At 40.8% G+C, this 15612-nt stretch carries 18 protein-coding genes and 1 pseudogene; 9 read left to right on the top strand and 10 right to left on the bottom strand.

What is annotated here, in order from left to right:
• Positions 1-142: 142 nt before the first annotated feature.
• A complete protein-coding gene (locus V7K50_RS20565; protein WP_334963207.1) occupies positions 143-952 on the bottom strand; it encodes a DUF3800 domain-containing protein in 810 nt (269 codons plus the stop codon).
• Between the two features lie 307 nt (positions 953-1259).
• Between V7K50_RS20565 and V7K50_RS20570 the strand changes: the two genes are divergently transcribed.
• The gene (locus V7K50_RS20570) at positions 1260-1514 is read left to right on the top strand and encodes a type II toxin-antitoxin system ParD family antitoxin (protein WP_334963209.1); all 255 of its coding nucleotides are present in this window, start codon (positions 1260-1262) and stop codon (positions 1512-1514) included.
• Positions 1511-1810, top strand: a complete 300-nt coding sequence (locus tag V7K50_RS20575; protein WP_118166674.1) for a type II toxin-antitoxin system RelE/ParE family toxin — start codon at positions 1511-1513, stop codon at positions 1808-1810. The genes V7K50_RS20570 and V7K50_RS20575 overlap by 4 nt, the downstream gene beginning before the upstream one ends.
• 142 nt (positions 1811-1952) lie before the next feature.
• Here the strand turns inward: V7K50_RS20575 and V7K50_RS20580 are convergent, their stop codons facing one another.
• Together V7K50_RS20580 and V7K50_RS20585 are read right to left on the bottom strand one after the other, a co-directional pair.
• Complete coding sequence (locus V7K50_RS20580) at positions 1953-2225, bottom strand: type II toxin-antitoxin system RelE family toxin (RefSeq protein ID WP_334963213.1); 273 nt, start codon at positions 2223-2225, stop codon at positions 1953-1955.
• Positions 2222-2659 (bottom strand): hypothetical protein, encoded by a 438-nt coding sequence (locus V7K50_RS20585; RefSeq protein WP_334963215.1) that lies wholly within the window; start codon positions 2657-2659, stop codon positions 2222-2224. Before V7K50_RS20585 ends, V7K50_RS20580 begins: the two co-directional genes overlap by 4 nt.
• Before the next feature lie 54 nt (positions 2660-2713).
• Here V7K50_RS20585 and V7K50_RS20590 point away from each other — a divergent pair, with 54 nt between their 5' ends.
• A complete protein-coding gene (locus tag V7K50_RS20590) occupies positions 2714-3046 on the top strand; it encodes an Rpn family recombination-promoting nuclease/putative transposase (RefSeq protein ID WP_334963217.1) in 333 nt (110 codons plus the stop codon).
• Positions 3047-3326: 280 nt separating this feature from the next.
• On the opposite strand, the gene V7K50_RS20595 is transcribed toward V7K50_RS20590, so the two are convergent.
• On the bottom strand, positions 3327-3497 hold the full coding sequence (locus V7K50_RS20595) for a hypothetical protein (RefSeq protein WP_334963219.1): 171 nt from the start codon (positions 3495-3497) through the stop codon (positions 3327-3329).
• 256 nt (positions 3498-3753) lie between these two features.
• On the opposite strand from V7K50_RS20595, the pseudogene V7K50_RS20600 reads away from it, so the two are divergent.
• Positions 3754-3882 (top strand): annotated as a pseudogene (locus V7K50_RS20600) (type II toxin-antitoxin system HicB family antitoxin); the annotation flags it as partial.
• Positions 3883-3917: 35 nt separating this feature from the next.
• Here the strand turns inward: V7K50_RS20600 and V7K50_RS20605 are convergent.
• From V7K50_RS20605 to petN, 3 genes are all read right to left on the bottom strand, one after another.
• On the bottom strand, positions 3918-7046 hold the full coding sequence (locus V7K50_RS20605; protein WP_334963221.1) for a GAF domain-containing protein: 3129 nt from the start codon (positions 7044-7046) through the stop codon (positions 3918-3920).
• A gap of 154 nt (positions 7047-7200) precedes the next feature.
• Positions 7201-7362: a hypothetical protein gene (locus tag V7K50_RS20610; RefSeq protein WP_334963223.1), complete on the bottom strand. Its 162-nt coding sequence runs from the start codon at positions 7360-7362 to the stop codon at positions 7201-7203.
• 7 nt (positions 7363-7369) lie between these two features.
• A complete protein-coding gene (petN, locus tag V7K50_RS20615) occupies positions 7370-7459 on the bottom strand; it encodes a cytochrome b6-f complex subunit PetN (RefSeq protein ID WP_012408302.1) in 90 nt (29 codons plus the stop codon).
• A 339-nt stretch (positions 7460-7798) separates the two neighbouring features.
• On the opposite strand from petN, the gene V7K50_RS20620 reads away from it, so the two are divergent.
• The 5 genes from V7K50_RS20620 to V7K50_RS20640 all read left to right on the top strand — a co-directional run bounded on the left by V7K50_RS20620 (position 7799) and on the right by V7K50_RS20640 (position 12274).
• Entirely contained in the window at positions 7799-7966 is a 168-nt protein-coding gene (locus tag V7K50_RS20620) for a hypothetical protein (RefSeq protein WP_334963225.1), read from the top strand.
• A 41-nt stretch (positions 7967-8007) separates the two neighbouring features.
• On the top strand, positions 8008-9894 hold the full coding sequence (locus V7K50_RS20625; RefSeq protein ID WP_334963227.1) for an ATP-binding protein: 1887 nt from the start codon (positions 8008-8010) through the stop codon (positions 9892-9894).
• 30 nt (positions 9895-9924) lie between these two features.
• Entirely contained in the window at positions 9925-11187 is a 1263-nt protein-coding gene (locus V7K50_RS20630; protein WP_334963229.1) for a hybrid sensor histidine kinase/response regulator, read from the top strand.
• A 75-nt stretch (positions 11188-11262) separates the two neighbouring features.
• Positions 11263-11697 carry a hypothetical protein gene (locus V7K50_RS20635; protein ID WP_334963497.1) on the top strand — a complete coding sequence of 145 codons (435 nt, stop codon included), beginning with the start codon at positions 11263-11265 and terminating at the stop codon, positions 11695-11697.
• A gap of 34 nt (positions 11698-11731) precedes the next feature.
• Positions 11732-12274 (top strand): 3'-5' exonuclease, encoded by a 543-nt coding sequence (locus V7K50_RS20640; RefSeq protein WP_334963499.1) that lies wholly within the window; start codon positions 11732-11734, stop codon positions 12272-12274.
• A gap of 72 nt (positions 12275-12346) precedes the next feature.
• On the opposite strand, the gene metK is transcribed toward V7K50_RS20640, so the two are convergent.
• From metK to V7K50_RS20655, 3 genes are all read right to left on the bottom strand, one after another.
• Positions 12347-13621 carry a methionine adenosyltransferase gene (metK, locus tag V7K50_RS20645; protein ID WP_334963231.1) on the bottom strand — a complete coding sequence of 425 codons (1275 nt, stop codon included), beginning with the start codon at positions 13619-13621 and terminating at the stop codon, positions 12347-12349.
• Positions 13622-13883: 262 nt separating this feature from the next.
• Positions 13884-14888 (bottom strand): phosphoribulokinase, encoded by a 1005-nt coding sequence (locus V7K50_RS20650; RefSeq protein WP_334864145.1) that lies wholly within the window; start codon positions 14886-14888, stop codon positions 13884-13886.
• 127 nt (positions 14889-15015) lie between these two features.
• Positions 15016-15195 (bottom strand): hypothetical protein, encoded by a 180-nt coding sequence (locus tag V7K50_RS20655; protein WP_334963233.1) that lies wholly within the window; start codon positions 15193-15195, stop codon positions 15016-15018.
• Positions 15196-15612 lie beyond the last annotated feature (417 nt).

Genomic DNA, 15612 nt, shown 5'->3' on the forward strand with positions numbered 1-15612 from the left:
GCGATCACACTTTCAAATCTCCATTAAGTGATTCTGAGTTGACAATCAGCAAGTTAGAAGATATTATAGTAATTAGGCATAGCCTAGGGGTAGTCGTATGACTGCCGCATCACAAACCGCTAACAAGGCGGTTTTGTTGTTTTTAGGGGTTGTCAAAGCAATAGTATTTAATTCCTAACGTATTAATCTGATTCTGTGCCAAGCAACAATCCACAAGTAGATTAGCATTCTTGAGGGATAAAAATGCTTGATTATCGGGATTGTCCTTGCTACGAACGATGGGATACAAACATAAATCAGCAATCTGCATAATTGCGTTTGCCTTCGTCTTACTGTCTATCCCACGTAATGTGTTTGATAAATCTTCAGCAGATAAAGGTGAATATTTATCCGACCTACTAGCATCAAAAGGATGTCCTTTTGCTCTTAAATCATGAAAATATTGCTTAAGTAAAGTATCTTCGTTTTTGCCTGCGGCTTCAAAATAAACCATTAGACTACCATTATTCATCTCAGCATACTTGGCACTACGTTCAACTACAATAGAGAATGCACTTCTCATCATCTCCCAGGTTTCCTCACCATACTTTTCAAGATAACGATTGAGATATCCTTGACGAGACACTACGCAGGCATGAACAATTATTGGACAACTAATAATAGTAAGTGTCAAGTCTTCCAAAAATCTATCTTGCTCTGGTTTTTGAAGTTTACCTAACCAAGCAAAGCCTTTTTTACGAGATCGTATTTCATTACCGTGCAAGGGTTGTTCTTGAGGAATTGACCAACGACTTTTAAACTCTGATACTAATTGTTTAATTATTTGCTCATCGTTCCTTTTGATTAAAACGCCACCCATAGCAAAGAAGGGATATTGGTCTTTGGGATCAGGCTTTGGACTTCCAGAATCATCAATGTATATAGCAAATTCGCCTTCATCTATTTTATCCATTGACAGAATATATTCTTTAAATCAATTAAATTTTCTCTTAGTATTACATATTTATGTTAGTAAATTATCAAGAAGCAGCGTGCGATCGCCTGCAAAACTCCACCATGCGATCGCCCTCTCCTTCCTCTGTGTCCTCTGCGCCTAATAAGGTTCGTTAAAAAGAGCGATCGTCAAAACTCTACAGTGCGTAGGCGAAGCCCGCCGAAGGCATCGCATTAATCTTTCAGTTGAAAACTGAGCCGTATTCGTTCATCAAGTCAATTAGCGATAAAATTTGAATATAGTAAATTTAGTAGAGTTATTTCTTATGAATATTTCCCTTAAACCTGAGCATGAGCAGTTTATTCAATCCCAAATTCAAACTGGGAGATATGCTAATGCAGAAGAATTGATGAACGATGCATTGAAATTGCTACAAGCACGAGAACAACGTTTGGAAGAACTTCGGGGAAAAATAGTGATTGGAAAGGAACAAATTGCAAGAGGCGAGGTTACAGATGGTGAGATAGTATTTGCTCAATTACAAGAAAAAATCAATAAAATTGCTGAGTCTCAAAAATGAGTAACTACTCTTTTTCTGATGAAGCAGTCAAAGATTTAAATACTATTTGTGAGTATATTGCTCAGAATAGTCCTAGTGCTGCTAGTAAACTTTTTGATGCAATTCGCCAGAAATGCAAATTAGTTGCTGGATTTCCCAACATGGGGAAGAGTTATGAGCAATTATCTCCCAATCTACGGGGATTTAACATTGAAGAATATATCATCTTATACTATCCCAGAGAAGATGGAATTGATATTACCCGTGTCATGAGTGGATATAGAGATTTGGAGTCACTATTTTTAGAATTAGAGTAATATAGCCATAGCCTAATTGTACTTTCATAACAAACGCGATCGCCCCTCTGTGTCCTCTGCGTCTAATAAGGTTCGTTAAAAAGAGCGATCGTCAAAACTGCCAAAGTGCGATCGCACAATTCTACAAAATAACTAATTTGACTTACTTTGGAAAATAGCGATAAATATCTTTGCGATGTAACACGCGCTGAAATATTACTGTTTCACCGTCAAATATAATCCCGATACGGTAATCACCTATACGAATACGATAAATATCATCATATCCTTGCAGCTTTTTGATATTAGTAATTTCGCCAAAGTTAGCTATTTGTGGTATTTCTTCAAAAGCAAGTACTTTAATTGTCTCATAGTAAGGTGTATTTTTGAGTGCTTTTAAATCTTTAATAAAGCTGGATAGATACTGGGTATTCACTCTCTTTCTAATTCGGCTAATGCTTCATTAATATTTAATGGTATTTCTTGTTGTACTTCTTTGATTGCTAATATCAATCCTTCATCTTCAATTACTTCTAATAAGCGTAGATAGTCTTGAAAATCGATAATTACTTTACGAATATTACCTTGAGTATCTGTGATTAATTCTTGAGCAAATGGGTATTGATTGGTTTTCATTTGGGTATTAGTGTTTGTAATCATAGAGAATTTGATTACCTTTACATAGTACAAGTATAGAAGATTTGGAGTAGGCGATCGCTTCCCTGCGATTTTGGGCGAAAGGAAAAAGCGATATCGAAAACTCCCAAAGAGCGATCGCCCTCTCATTCCTCTGTGTTCTCTGCGCCTAATAAGGTTCGTTAAAAAAGCGTAGGCGAAGCCAGCCGTTGGCATCGCCTGCAAAAACTCCACCGTGCGATTATGATTAATAAGGCATCGCTGATCAAAACATGATATAAATTTGACATGATAGACCACGATCGCCTATTCAAAGAACTGTTAACAACCTTCTTCTGGGAATTCATCGAGTTATTCTTCCCACAAATAACAGCTTATCTGGAACGGGATACGATCTCTTTCATTGATAAAGAGATATTTACAGATGTTGCTGCTGGAGAAAAATATGAAACTGACTTAGTAGTAAAAGCGAGATTTAGAGAGCAAGAATCGTTTTTCATAATACATCTAGAACATCAAGCTTATTATCAAGAAGCTTTTGATTTGCGGATGTATCGCTACTTCGCTAGATTGTATGAAAAATACGCTTTGCCAGTGTATCCCATCGCCTTATTTTCTTAGAATCGCCCCAAAAAAGCTGAAACAAATTTTCATCAAGTAGCATTTCCACATAAAATTGTCTTGCAGTTTAACTATGATGTCATCCAGTTAAATCGTCTGAATTGGCGAGAATATCTGCAACAGCAAAATCCCGTAGCTAGTGCGCTCATGGCTGATTAAACTGTTTTCAATCAGAGATGCAAGATCAGCTTTTACTGATAACCCTTGTGCAGTAGCTTCAGCAATGAGACGAGCCTCTATTTCTGGTTTCAGTTGTAGCTATATGGTCATTTTTTGTCTCCTAAGTCCCTGAGTTATAGAAGTCTTCATCTGGATAATGGCAAAAGTCTTCTCCCTGTAAGTCAGAGAATATATCTAATTCACTACCAGGTGCATAATCTGCAATAGCTGTCACTGCTGCTAGTGTTAATTTCGCCTGCAAAATCTCCACAGTGCGATCGCACAATTCCACAAAATAACGAATTTGACTTACTTAGGAAAATATCGATAAATATCTTTACTGTCTTCTCTGAGCCTAATAAGGTTGGTTAAAAAGACCGTAGGCGTTGGCGTAGCCTCTGCAAGAGTTGCCTGCCTTTCGTAGAGAAGGCATCGCTTGCTTTTTCTTCAAACGCGATACTCCTACCGAGTCACTTTGCGATCGCATTAATCTTTCAGTTGAAAACTGAGCCGTATTCTTTCGTTAAGTCAATTAGCGATAAAAGCCTTTTCGGACGCATGGCGATACTTATGAGGGAGCTGTGGCAAATGGTACTAAAGCATTGGAGTCACTGATAATGGCTTATGAAGCCACGGGGGAAGCACTTCCAAAACCGACCGTTTGTAAGGTCGCTTAAAAGGGTATTACAAACAGTGATAGCCTGATTTTTTATTAACTAACTGTTCGTTTCATCGGAATTTCTATCCAGAACTCACAGCCTTTACCAGGTTCAGAAACACACTTGATATTACCACCGTGTTTTTCGACAACAATTTGGTAGCTAATAGATAACCCCAAGCCAATACCTTGACCAGGTTGTTTAGTGGTAAAGAAAGGTTCAAAAATGCGCGATCGCACAATCTCTGGAATCCCACAACCATTGTCAGCAATCCAAATCAGAATAGTATTCCCTTCTATGAATGCTGTCCGAATCCAAATTTTAGGATTATCAATTATTTTTCCATTAGTTGCTGAGTTTTCCAGTGCATCGATCGCATTGTTAAGAATATTCATAAATACTTGATTCATCTGGGCTGCATAGCAGACTACTGGGGGCAATTCACCATATTGCTTAACTACCTCAATCGCAAAAGAATTAGTCTGTGATTGCAGTCGATGTTGTAAAATTAGCAAGGTACTGTCGATACCTTGATGAAGGTCAATGGCCTTTATTCCTGCTTCGTCAAGTCGAGAAAAAATTCGTAATGACAAGACTAATTGAGAGATGCGCTCTGCCCCCATTTTCATTGAAGTCAGAATTTTGGGCAAGTCATCAGCAATAAAATCTAAATCTAATGCTGCTACTTGCTTTTGAATTTCTCCTGTTAGTTTGGGATACTGTTTTTGATAGAGACGGAGTAATTTAAATAAATTATCGGTATGTTCAGTAACATAAGTCATATTACCGTAAATGAAACTAATGGGGTTATTAATTTCATGTGCTACACCAGCAACTAACTGCCCTAAACCTGCCATTTTCTCACTTTGAATTAACTGGCTCTGAGTGTACTGTAATTCTTTAAGAGTCTGGGTGATTTCTTGTTTTTGACGTTGAGTTTGTTCGAGTAATTCTGCCTGCTGAAGTCCTACCCCTAACTGAGTACCAATCTGCATCAGCAAATCTACCTCATCTTCTTGCCAATCACGGGGTTTGATATTTTGATAAGCTGCTAGTAATCCCCAGAGTTTCTCACCCTGAAAAATCGGCACAATCATATATGCCCTAGCCTCCATTAGCTCAAGCAGGGCAATATGACAGATAGAATAATTGGCACTATAAATATCTTTAATAACAAGATTTTTACCATTAGCAAAGTTTCCGCCTTGGGTTTCTTGCAAGTAATCATCTGCAACTATCGGTACAATTTCCTTTACTGGTCTCCAACCTTGGGCTAAAGACTCAGCAACAAATTCGCCACTCCAATCAAGCCCAAATCGATAGATTGTCACTCGGTCAACTTCCAATAGCCGCCGGACTTCTTCTGTACTTGTAGCAAAGATAGTATCAATATCAAGAGACTGGCGAATTTTCTCCACCGTTGCGGCTAAAGCCTTCTCCCTTTGGGCTGCTTTCCGTTCTCGTTCGGCGGCTTTAGCCAGTTTTTGGGCTTGCACCTGCATTTGTTTCAAGGACTCAGCTTGCTGTAATGCTACCCCCAATTGGACGCCAACTTGTGCTAACAAGTTGATTTCCTCATCTTGCCAATAACGGGGCTGGGAATTTTGATAAACTACTAGTAATCCCCAGAGCTTTTCGCCCTGAGAAATTGGGACAAAAACTTCATTACGTGGATACTTACCCGCTTTTGTTCCCTGCATAAGAATGCGTTCGGTGATCGGCTGCGGTTTAACCATTGGTGTCCAGCCATCAACAATAGAATCAGCCACAAATTCACCACTCCAATCAGGATAGAAGCGATAAATTGCGACTCGTTCCACTTCTAATAGCCGACGAACTTCTTGAGTAGTAGTTTTAAAAATGGCTTCAATATCAAGTGACTGACGAATTTTTTCTACGGTGTTCGCCAACGCCCTTTGCCTTTCAGCAGCTTTGCTGATCTCTGCTGCTTGGATCTGCATTTGTTGGATAAATTCTGCTTGCTGCAAAGCCACACCTAGTTGTGTGCCCACTTGGGTCAGCAAGTAAATCTCATCTTTTTGCCAATCACGGGTTCTGGCATTCTGGTAAACTGCTATCAAGCCCCAGAGCTTCTCACCGTGATAAATGGCAATGATCACATAAGCTCTTGCTTGATATATCTCTAAGATTTTAATGTAGCAGTCGCTAAAGCCTGCACTGTGAATATCATTACAAACACGGTATACTTGACAGTGGCTAAAGCTACCACCTTCTGTATCTTGTAAGTAGGTATCAGCAACTGGGGGTTTAGCTAAATCTTTGGCACTGCATTCGCTGACGTTCTCCAGCAATTCCGGTCGCTGTAACTGCTGTTCCATCAGGGAGATCCAGCCCTCTGCCACTGATTCAAAGACGAATTCACCACTCCAATCGGGATTGAAGCGATAAATAGCCACGCGGTCAGCATTTAGCAGCTGTCTAAGTTCTCCGGTGGTTGTGTGGAAAATGTTTTTCAAGTCTAGAGACTGACGAATTTTCTCAATGGTGATGGCGATGGTTTTCTGCCATTGGGCTGCTTTTTCTCTGGCTTTTGCTTGTGCTAGTTGTGCCGATTGTAGTTTTACTTGTTCTAGGTAATCTGCTTGCTGTAAAGCAACTCCCAGATGTTCGGCGATTAATTGCACAAACTCAATTTCTGATGCTTCCCATTGCCGAGGACCATCACACTGATGAATACACAACAATCCCCATAAACCTTTACCTTTGATCAAGGGGGCAGTTATGTTGGCACGTACCTGAAATCTTTCCAGAATCTGGATGTAGCAATTACTGGCATTAACCTGATAAATATCAGCTATTGCTTTAATCCGACCTTGCTCATACAGTCCTGCGAACTCCTCACTAAAGCAGTGGTCACGCAGTTTGGCTGCTAGTGCTGAATCCCATTCTGTTGCCACATCTTCATAGATAAATTCCCCTTCCCATGCCAATTCGGGATAAAAACGAAACACACTGACCCGATCGCTTTTCAGAAGTTGGCGGACTTCCGTGACTGTAATTTTGAAGATCACATCTATGTCTAGAGACTCCCGAATGCGGGCAATAACTCCAGACAAGGCTTTTTGTTGCTCATTCTGAGGCAGGGAGAATGTCATATCTGAATGAGATTCTCCCTGCTCTGAATTTGGTTGTATCGGTTGACTAGTAGAGGCGTTTTCCATTCCCAGTGGGACTTTAAATATTGAAAGTCTTCTATCTCATCATTCCCGTTGCGATCGCAAAGGTAACAATTATTTCCTGGGAATGTCATAAAAAATAGTGTAGGGACACGATATTATCATGTCCCTACAATCAGATTTTTCAACTACGAGTCAATTATCGCCGCTTGGAGGTAGTGCTGCGGGTGGTGCGTTTGTCTTCATCTCGACGACGGCGATCGCGCCAATCTGCCAGGGTCAAATAACCAATACCACCAGTGACTACTACGAGCAGCACTACAGCAAATAAAGCCAAAATACTCAAAAATGGACTTTCCACAATACCTCTACAGTCCGTTACGTCCCCAGACTACCATTGCAATCGACCAAGTAAACACAACTAGCAGTGATACCCAACCTAGTGTCAAAATCTCCATAGTCCCACTTTTCAAATAATTACAAAAGGCTTCTAATATTTATCATACAGGGATTAGACATCTCCGAAAAAGAATTGTTTTGACGTAGCACTGCTACGTCAAAACAAGGTTCTGGGTAACGCATATTTAATTTTTGGAGATGTCTATTGGGTAGGCTCAGATTTTTTTATCGGCAGCATCCACTTTTGGAAGAAACACCGGGCGATTGGAAATCGCGGCTACACAAACGTACTCTTTTGGAGAACCCGCAGGGTAGGCCGCCTACGCGGACTCTCTGAAATTTGGGCAGGCGATGTTTACGACGGGCTATGACGCTCATTCGCCCCTTGGCGTCTCCCCTTGGGAGAAGACTCGCTACCGCTTCTCTACGAGACGCTGCGCGAACGCTATCGGCGTCGCAAATCATATACCATCTTTTCTTGGTACGCTAGTACTTTAAGCAATGATAAAGACGAATGTAAAAAAGTAGCGATCGCGCTTTTCCACTTGCTGCTTTGGGAATACTAGGGTTATAAGTATATATTTCACATCCAGCAATCCCTAGTATCATGCCGACATTTTTCAACTATCCTTTCCAATCTAACGGTTTTATTCCCCACGGACATTGTTATCTTTGGCAAACTGGATTACTTTGGCTGCACATTATTTCTGATGCCACGATCGCTCTTGCCTATTATTCGATTCCCTTTTTACTAATTTACTTTATTTCCAAGCGCAAAGATGTTCCTTTCAATGGAGTCTTTTTGTTATTTGGTGCTTTTATCATTGCCTGTGGTACTGGACACTTGATGGATATTTGGACGCTTTGGCATCCAGACTATTGGATTGCAGGTACCTTAAAAGCTCTAACTGCCATTATTTCTATATATACGGCATTTGCGTTATTTTTTCTCATGCCTCAAGCTCTGTCACTACCCAGCCCAGCCCAGCTAGAAGTTATCAATAGAGCGCTTTCAAGTGAGATTGTAGAGCGCAAGCGCATTGAGAAAGAACTACGCCTTGCAGAAGAAGTTGCTCAAAACTCTAACCAAGCCAAGAGTGAATTTCTGGCCAATATGAGTCATGAGCTACGTACACCCCTCAATGGCATTCTAGGCTTTACACAAATCCTCCAACGCACAGAATCTTTGAGTGAAAAAGGACGTAAAGGAGTCAGCATCATTTACCAATGTGGTTCCCATCTTTTAACCCTAATTAATGATGTTCTGGATTTTTCCAAAATAGAAGCTCGGAAACTGGAATTGTATCCTGTTGATTTCTACTTGCCTGCCTTTATAGATAGCGTGACTGAAATTTGCCGCATCCGTGCAGAACAAAAGGTGATCGCCTTTCACGTCCAACTCGATCCTAATTTGCCAACGGGCATTCATGCTGACGAAAAACGCTTACGACAAGTACTGATTAACTTGCTTAGTAATGCGATTAAATTTACTTATCAAGGCAGTGTCACATTCAAAGTTCAGGTCATTGCTCAAGAATCAAATACCAACGGACAGATTAACTACAAAATTCGCTTTGAGGTAATAGATACTGGCACAGGTATAATCCCTCAACAAGCCGATAAAATCTTCCAGCCTTTTGAGCAAGTGGGAAATCAGAAACGACAATCTGAAGGTACAGGCTTGGGATTAGCAATCAGCCAAAAAATTGTTTTGTTGATGGGTGGTCAAATTCAGGTGCAAAGTGAATTTGGTAAAGGTAGCACTTTCTGGTTTGAGGCAGAATTGCCAGAATCTAAAGATTGGGCAAAGGTTTCTAGAGTGGTTGAGCAAGGAACTATTATTGGTTATCAAGGAGAAAGGCGTACCATTTTGATTGCGGATGATAAATGGGAAAACCGATCGGTAATTGTAAATTTACTAGAGCCAGTTGGGTTTATTGTTGTCGAAGCTAGTCAAGGTCAGGAAGCACTGCAACAGACTCTAATTCACAAACCAGACTTGATTATCACTGACCTAGTGATGCCTATATTAGATGGATTTGAGTTGATTAGTCGTTTGCGTCAGTCTGAGCAATTTAAAAAGATTGCTGTCATCGCTTCGTCAGCCAGTGTGTTTGCAGCCGATCAATATAAGAGTATTGATCTAGGTGCAGATGCATTTCTACCAAAGCCTGTAGAAGCGGAAACGCTGCTGGAAATGCTACGACAATTTTTGCACCTGGACTGGATTTTTGACCTGAAGGTAGACGCAATTAAAAAAAATGAGGCAAGTGGTTTTGAGCAACAAAATGAGATGATTTATCCTGCCAAAGACGTGTTACAAAATTTACTCGAACTCGTACAAGACGGCGATATTCAAAATATTTTAGAACTCGCTGAAAAGCTTTCTGCATCTGATGGACAGCTAAAAGTTTTTGTTCAGCAAATTGTCCAGCTTGCTAGTAATTTCCAACTCAAACGTTTGGAAAATTTTATTGAACAATACATCAATTAATTGGAGTTTAATTTCACTTTGAAATCCATCATGAATAAGAATATAAATACCGGATTTATTTTGATCGTAGATGATAATCCGACAAATTTATCTGTCCTGTGTGAAGCGCTCAATAGTGAGGGGTTTCGTTTTCGTGTTGCAGTCGATGGAGAAAGTGCGATCGCTCAAGCCGAACGCAATCAACCAGAGTTGATTTTGCTGGATGTACAAATGCCCGGTATTGACGGCTTTGAAACTTGTCGCCGCCTCAAAGCCAATCCTGTTACCCAAAACATTCCGATTATTTTCACCACTGCTTTAGCAGATACGGAGAGCAAAACGAAAGGATTTTCCCTTGGTGCCGTAGACTATATCCCGAAACCCTTTGCACAAGAGGAAGTCATTGCTAGAGTCCGCGTGCATTTACAACTCAAACAATTGACTGAATTTTTGGAGCAACAAGTTAGCGATCGCACTAAGGCTTTGCAACAAGCCCAAGTCCAATTAGTGCAGCAAGAGAAACTATCAACACTCGGAGAGTTAGTCGCTGGTATTGGCCATGAAATGAATAACCCCATCAACTTTATTTCCAGCAATATTCCACCTTTGCAAGGACACATTGCAGCAGTAACCGAGTTGCTTTTACTGTATGAAAAAGAGTATCCAAACCCAACGGCTCAAATTACCACTGCAATTGCAAAATTGGATATGAACTTTGTTCTCGAAGATCTGCCAAAAATATTGAACTCACTCGAGCTAGGAAGCGAACGAATTCAGAACCTTTCTGATTCACTCCGCAATTTCTCTCGCTCGGATACTGATGCCAAAATATCTGCTGATTTGCACCAAGGACTAGATAGTACATTAATGATTTTGCAACACCGCCTCAAAGCTAATGGCGATCGCCCCACTATTGAAGTTATTAAAAGTTATGGAGTACTACCACAGATCAACTGCTATCTAGGGCAAATGAATCAAGTATTTATGAACATTCTAGCAAACGCAATTGATGCCCTTGATGACGCTATAATGCAAGGCAAAATTAGCAATCTCATTCCTCAGATTCAAATTGCAACAGAAATAGATTCTGAACAATTGGTTGTAATTAGGATTGCTGACAATGGAGTTGGGATTCCTGAACGGCTTAAAAAACGCTTGTTTGAGCCGTTGTTTACGACCAAAAATGTTGGTAAAGGCACTGGACTTGGCTTGTCAATCGCATATCAAATAGTTGTAGAGAAACACAAAGGGTTATTAGATGTGAATTCTCAGCCAGGTGTGGGAACCGAGTTTATCATCAAAATTCCCATGTGATAATAGCATTTAATTAATTACAATTGTTCGAGTAACTTTATTAAAGTAGTGAACGCAACTTTAGATCCTCAATTAATGGCAGAGCGCCTAGAATCTCTCAAGGCTGGAATAGTTGGAGGTTTTTCCCTATTTTTTATCTTTGCGATCGCCAATCTTTTAAATACTTTAGTACTAGGAAAATATTTTCAGACACTGGCAAGTCTGCAAAGTGATGTTAACTGGCACTTGTTGGTGAGTGGTGCGATCGCAACTTTTAGTGGTTTCCTATTTGGTGTTACCTACCGCTATATCATTCGCTCAGATCAAAATCCCCAACTCAAAGCTGGGGGTGTGCTGGCCTTTGGCTTGGTGCGAGGATTAACTCAGATAGAACTTGGATGGAATTCTCATAGCACAATTTGGCCTTTTGTGGTCTTAGCTTTTGAAAGTGTATTATGCTTTGCGATCGCTGGCATCGCTCTTAATATGGCTATTAAACTCCGTTGGGTTAAACCTTTTTCATCAATCTAATGACGAATCTCTATTACCTAAAGTGAAAACAAAAATATCCCACTATTATTTGATCATCGATCTTGAGGCTACGTGCTGTGACAGTGGGACTATTCCCCGTCACAAAATGGAAATCATTGAAATCGGTGCCGTGATGCTTAATAGAGCAACGTGGGAAATTGATTCAGAGTTTCAGCAATTCATCCAACCTGTGAGACATCCACAACTGACAGGTTTTTGCACCGCATTGACTACTATTCGACAGCAAGATGTTGACGAAGCCCCAAAATTTTTAGAGGCAATTTCTCGCTTCAAAGAATGGATTAATTTATTTCCCAATCAGATATTTTGTTCTTGGGGCAATTACGACAAAAAGCAATTTATTCAAGATTGTGCCTTTCATAATTTCCCTTATCCTTTTACTTCAGAACACATAAATATTAAAGAAGAATTTTCAGAATATCTTGGCGTATCTAAAAAATTTGGCATGGCACAAGCTCTCAATGAGTTGGGGATAGAATTAAAAGGCACACATCATCGTGGCATTGATGATGCCCGCAACATTGCAGCTATCTACAGACAGATTAAAAAAAAATGAGAGCATTAGTAACTTGTTAAGTTGCCAATACCCTCATGTAGATAAACTAAATTTTTCCAGTACCGTCTAAATCTAGGTTAGTGCTTGAGCAACTACTGTCGAAACTGACTCGTTTACTGCTTGCTTCAACAATTCGGCTTTATCGGTCTGTTCCCAAGGCAAGTCTAAATCAGTCCGCCCAAAATGACCGTAAGCCGCGACGTCCTGATAAAAACGTCCGCCTCGTTCACTTGGTAAGTTGCGTAAATTGAAGGTATGGATGATCCCTGCTGGACGAAGTTCAAAGTGCTTGTTGATTAATTCCAGTAAGGTTTCTTCATCCACTTTGCCAGTACCAAAGGTATCCACTAAGATACTTGTTGGCCGCGCTACGCCAATAGCATAGGATAACTGGATTTCAACTTTTTCTGCTAACCCGGCGGCAACAATATTTTTCGCCACATAGCGAGCTGCATAAGCAGCAGAACGGTCTACCTTTGTGGGGTCTTTGCCAGAAAAAGCGCCGCCACCATGCCGTGAGTAACCACCGTAGGTGTCAACGATTATTTTCCGTCCTGTCAAACCAGAATCTCCCTGAGGACCACCAACGACAAATTTGCCAGTGGGGTTGACTAAAAAACGTGTCTGATCGTTAGGCTTAATGTCAATGTCGCCAAAAACAGGTTCGACCACTGCTGCCCAGAGGTCTTGTTTAATTTTGGCTTGTACCGCCGCTTCATCCGTAATTTCCCCAATGGTGGCTGTATGCTGGGTGGAAATTAGGATAGTATCAATACCTACGGGACGTCCATCTTCGTAGACCACAGTTACTTGGGTTTTACCGTCAGGACAGAGGTATGACAATTCGCCTGTTTTGCGGACTGCTGCCAATCGGCGAGCAATGCGGTGAGCAAGACTGATGGGTAATGGCATCAGTTCTGGTGTTTCGTTGCTGGCAAAGCCGAACATTATACCTTGATCGCCCGCACCAATTTTGTCGAATAGTTCATCACTATCTTGCTGGCGGGTTTCGTGGGCGGTGTTAACGCCTTGGGCAATATCGGGTGATTGTTCATCTATAGCCAGCAAAACGCTGGTACTGTTAGCAGAAAAGCCATTATCGGCATTGGTATAGCCAATTTCGGCAATTTTCTTGCGGGCGAGATTGACAAAATTTACATTGGCTTTGGTGGTTATTTCACCAGTGATTAGCACCAAACCAGTATTAACTACTACTTCGGCGGCAACACGGCTGCTGGGGTCTTGTGTCAGTAAGGCATCCAGAATGGTATCAGAAATCTGATCGCAGATTTTATCTGGATGACCCTCGGTAACTGACTCAGAGGTAAATAGATATCGACGAGACAAAGGAAGTTCCTCCATCGAGAGTTTTTTTCGTTGACTAAATGTGGTATCTAGTTCAACTACTAATTTATGAAATCATAACAATATTTATACTTCAGTAGTGAGTATCTTCTTAATTTTGATAAAAACCACTAATCATAAGGTAAGTAACCGTAAATAAGATAAATATATGCTAATTATTTTGGAGTTTAGATGTATTTAATAACACAAAAAAAAGGGGACACCCAGAAGCGCCCCCACAAGCTTTGACACAAACACTGGTGCTTTAAACCTGAACCGCTAACTTTGCTTCCGTAGCTGTTAGCCGTTCATAAGCAGCACGCATCTTCAAACCTGTAAGCACTTGGAAGAAACCAGTACCATTATTGGAACCTGGATACTCGCGGTGCTGGAGTAACAAGTGAGTCAATTCACCCTGGTATTTAGTGGATGTATTGCTGAGATGGGTTTCGATGTAAATTACTTCTTCCAAGTTGTCAAATTGACCATCCACCTCTAGTACTGAGACATAGCGGCCATAGTAAACATCTGAACCGTAGTACAGTTGCATACCAGGATAAGAACAGGTCAGCTTGCGTCCACAGGGAGTCCAATTAATTGTTGAACCTTCATCAAATAGGTAGGTTGGCTCAAAACCTTCCTTACCTTCGCGCTGGAGCATACGTACCCTTAAGACTCTACGCTCTGTGTCGTTTTTGATCAAGTTTGTGGGCAACACCTGAAGAACCACATCGGCAAATTCTCTTTGTGGTTCGATAAACTTATCAAAGTCAGGTTTGCGGGAATTGATTTGCGCTAAGACATCTTCGTAGCGATGACCGCGTTCAGCCATATCTCGCTGAATTTTCCAGGCAATTTTGACTTCATCACTAATGTCAAAATAAACACTGAAGTCGATTAGCGATCGCACCCGCTCATCATATAAAGGATGCAGCCCTTCAACAACTATAATATGATTCGGCTCAACCCGCTCTGGCGGATCAATCAAGCCGGTTTCGTGGTTGTAAATCGGCTTATCAATGGCTTGACCACTTTTTAGCGCTTTAATTTGCTCATACATCAGGTCAAAATTGTTCGCCCTGGGGTCTAGTGCCGTTATCCCCGTTTCTTTGCGCTGTTTGCGATCAAGAGAGTGATAATCATCCAAACAGATGACTGTCATTAAATCTTCACCAAACAAATCTATCAAACGACGCAAAAACGTAGATTTACCGCATCCAGAGTCTCCGGCTACTCCAATCAGTACCACGCGTTCCGGCTTACTTGTCATAAATCTCCTCTAAAATACTAAAGTTGTGTCAATAATTTTTCACACAGCAGATTCTGAAGCCAGGAGTTTACCCCTTTGGTTTATCCTGCGTTCTTGCTACCCAGCACATCTATAAGACACCAAACGCTTAGACAACAAAGTATTCAGGAGGGGGAGGAGGCAGTTCTTGCAGTTCTTGCAGGAGTAACCCACGTTTAAAAGCGTAGGAGTTAGGCTGTAGATGGCTTGTATGTCGCGGCACTTTCCACTCAATACAATTCTTCTTTTTAAACTGGGTTTTTGACCCAGAACTAAAGTTTTCATTCATACTTCTTTCCTCCTGCCTCCTGCCCGACGCTTGCGGACTCGCTTGCCGCCGGCGCTATCTGCCTCCTGCCTTCTCTTATAAGTTGCTACTCGTCGGACTAGCCTGAATGTTGGTGCCGGTAAGTATTTAATCCTAGTGGTATATTTGATTTTAACAGAAGGGGGTATCCCATACAATATTTGTCCTCAAGAAGAATTAGCCTGATTCCTCAATGATTTTGTTGATTTAGTTGTTAATTTAAAAATGGGGATCAGTATTGCCGTGAGTGTTGCACCACTGTCATTCTGCTACTTATAACTCTATATAATCAAGTCTATAAGGTATAATTTATTCTGGCAGCCAATTTTTTGACCTTCCTAAAAAGTAAAAAACTATCTCCCTGATGGGGGTGGTAGTTAACGAAAAAAAGATTAAATT

It is taken from the genome of Nostoc sp. (genome assembly GCF_036917135.1).
Lineage (GTDB): Bacteria > Cyanobacteriota > Cyanobacteriia > Cyanobacteriales > Nostocaceae > Nostoc.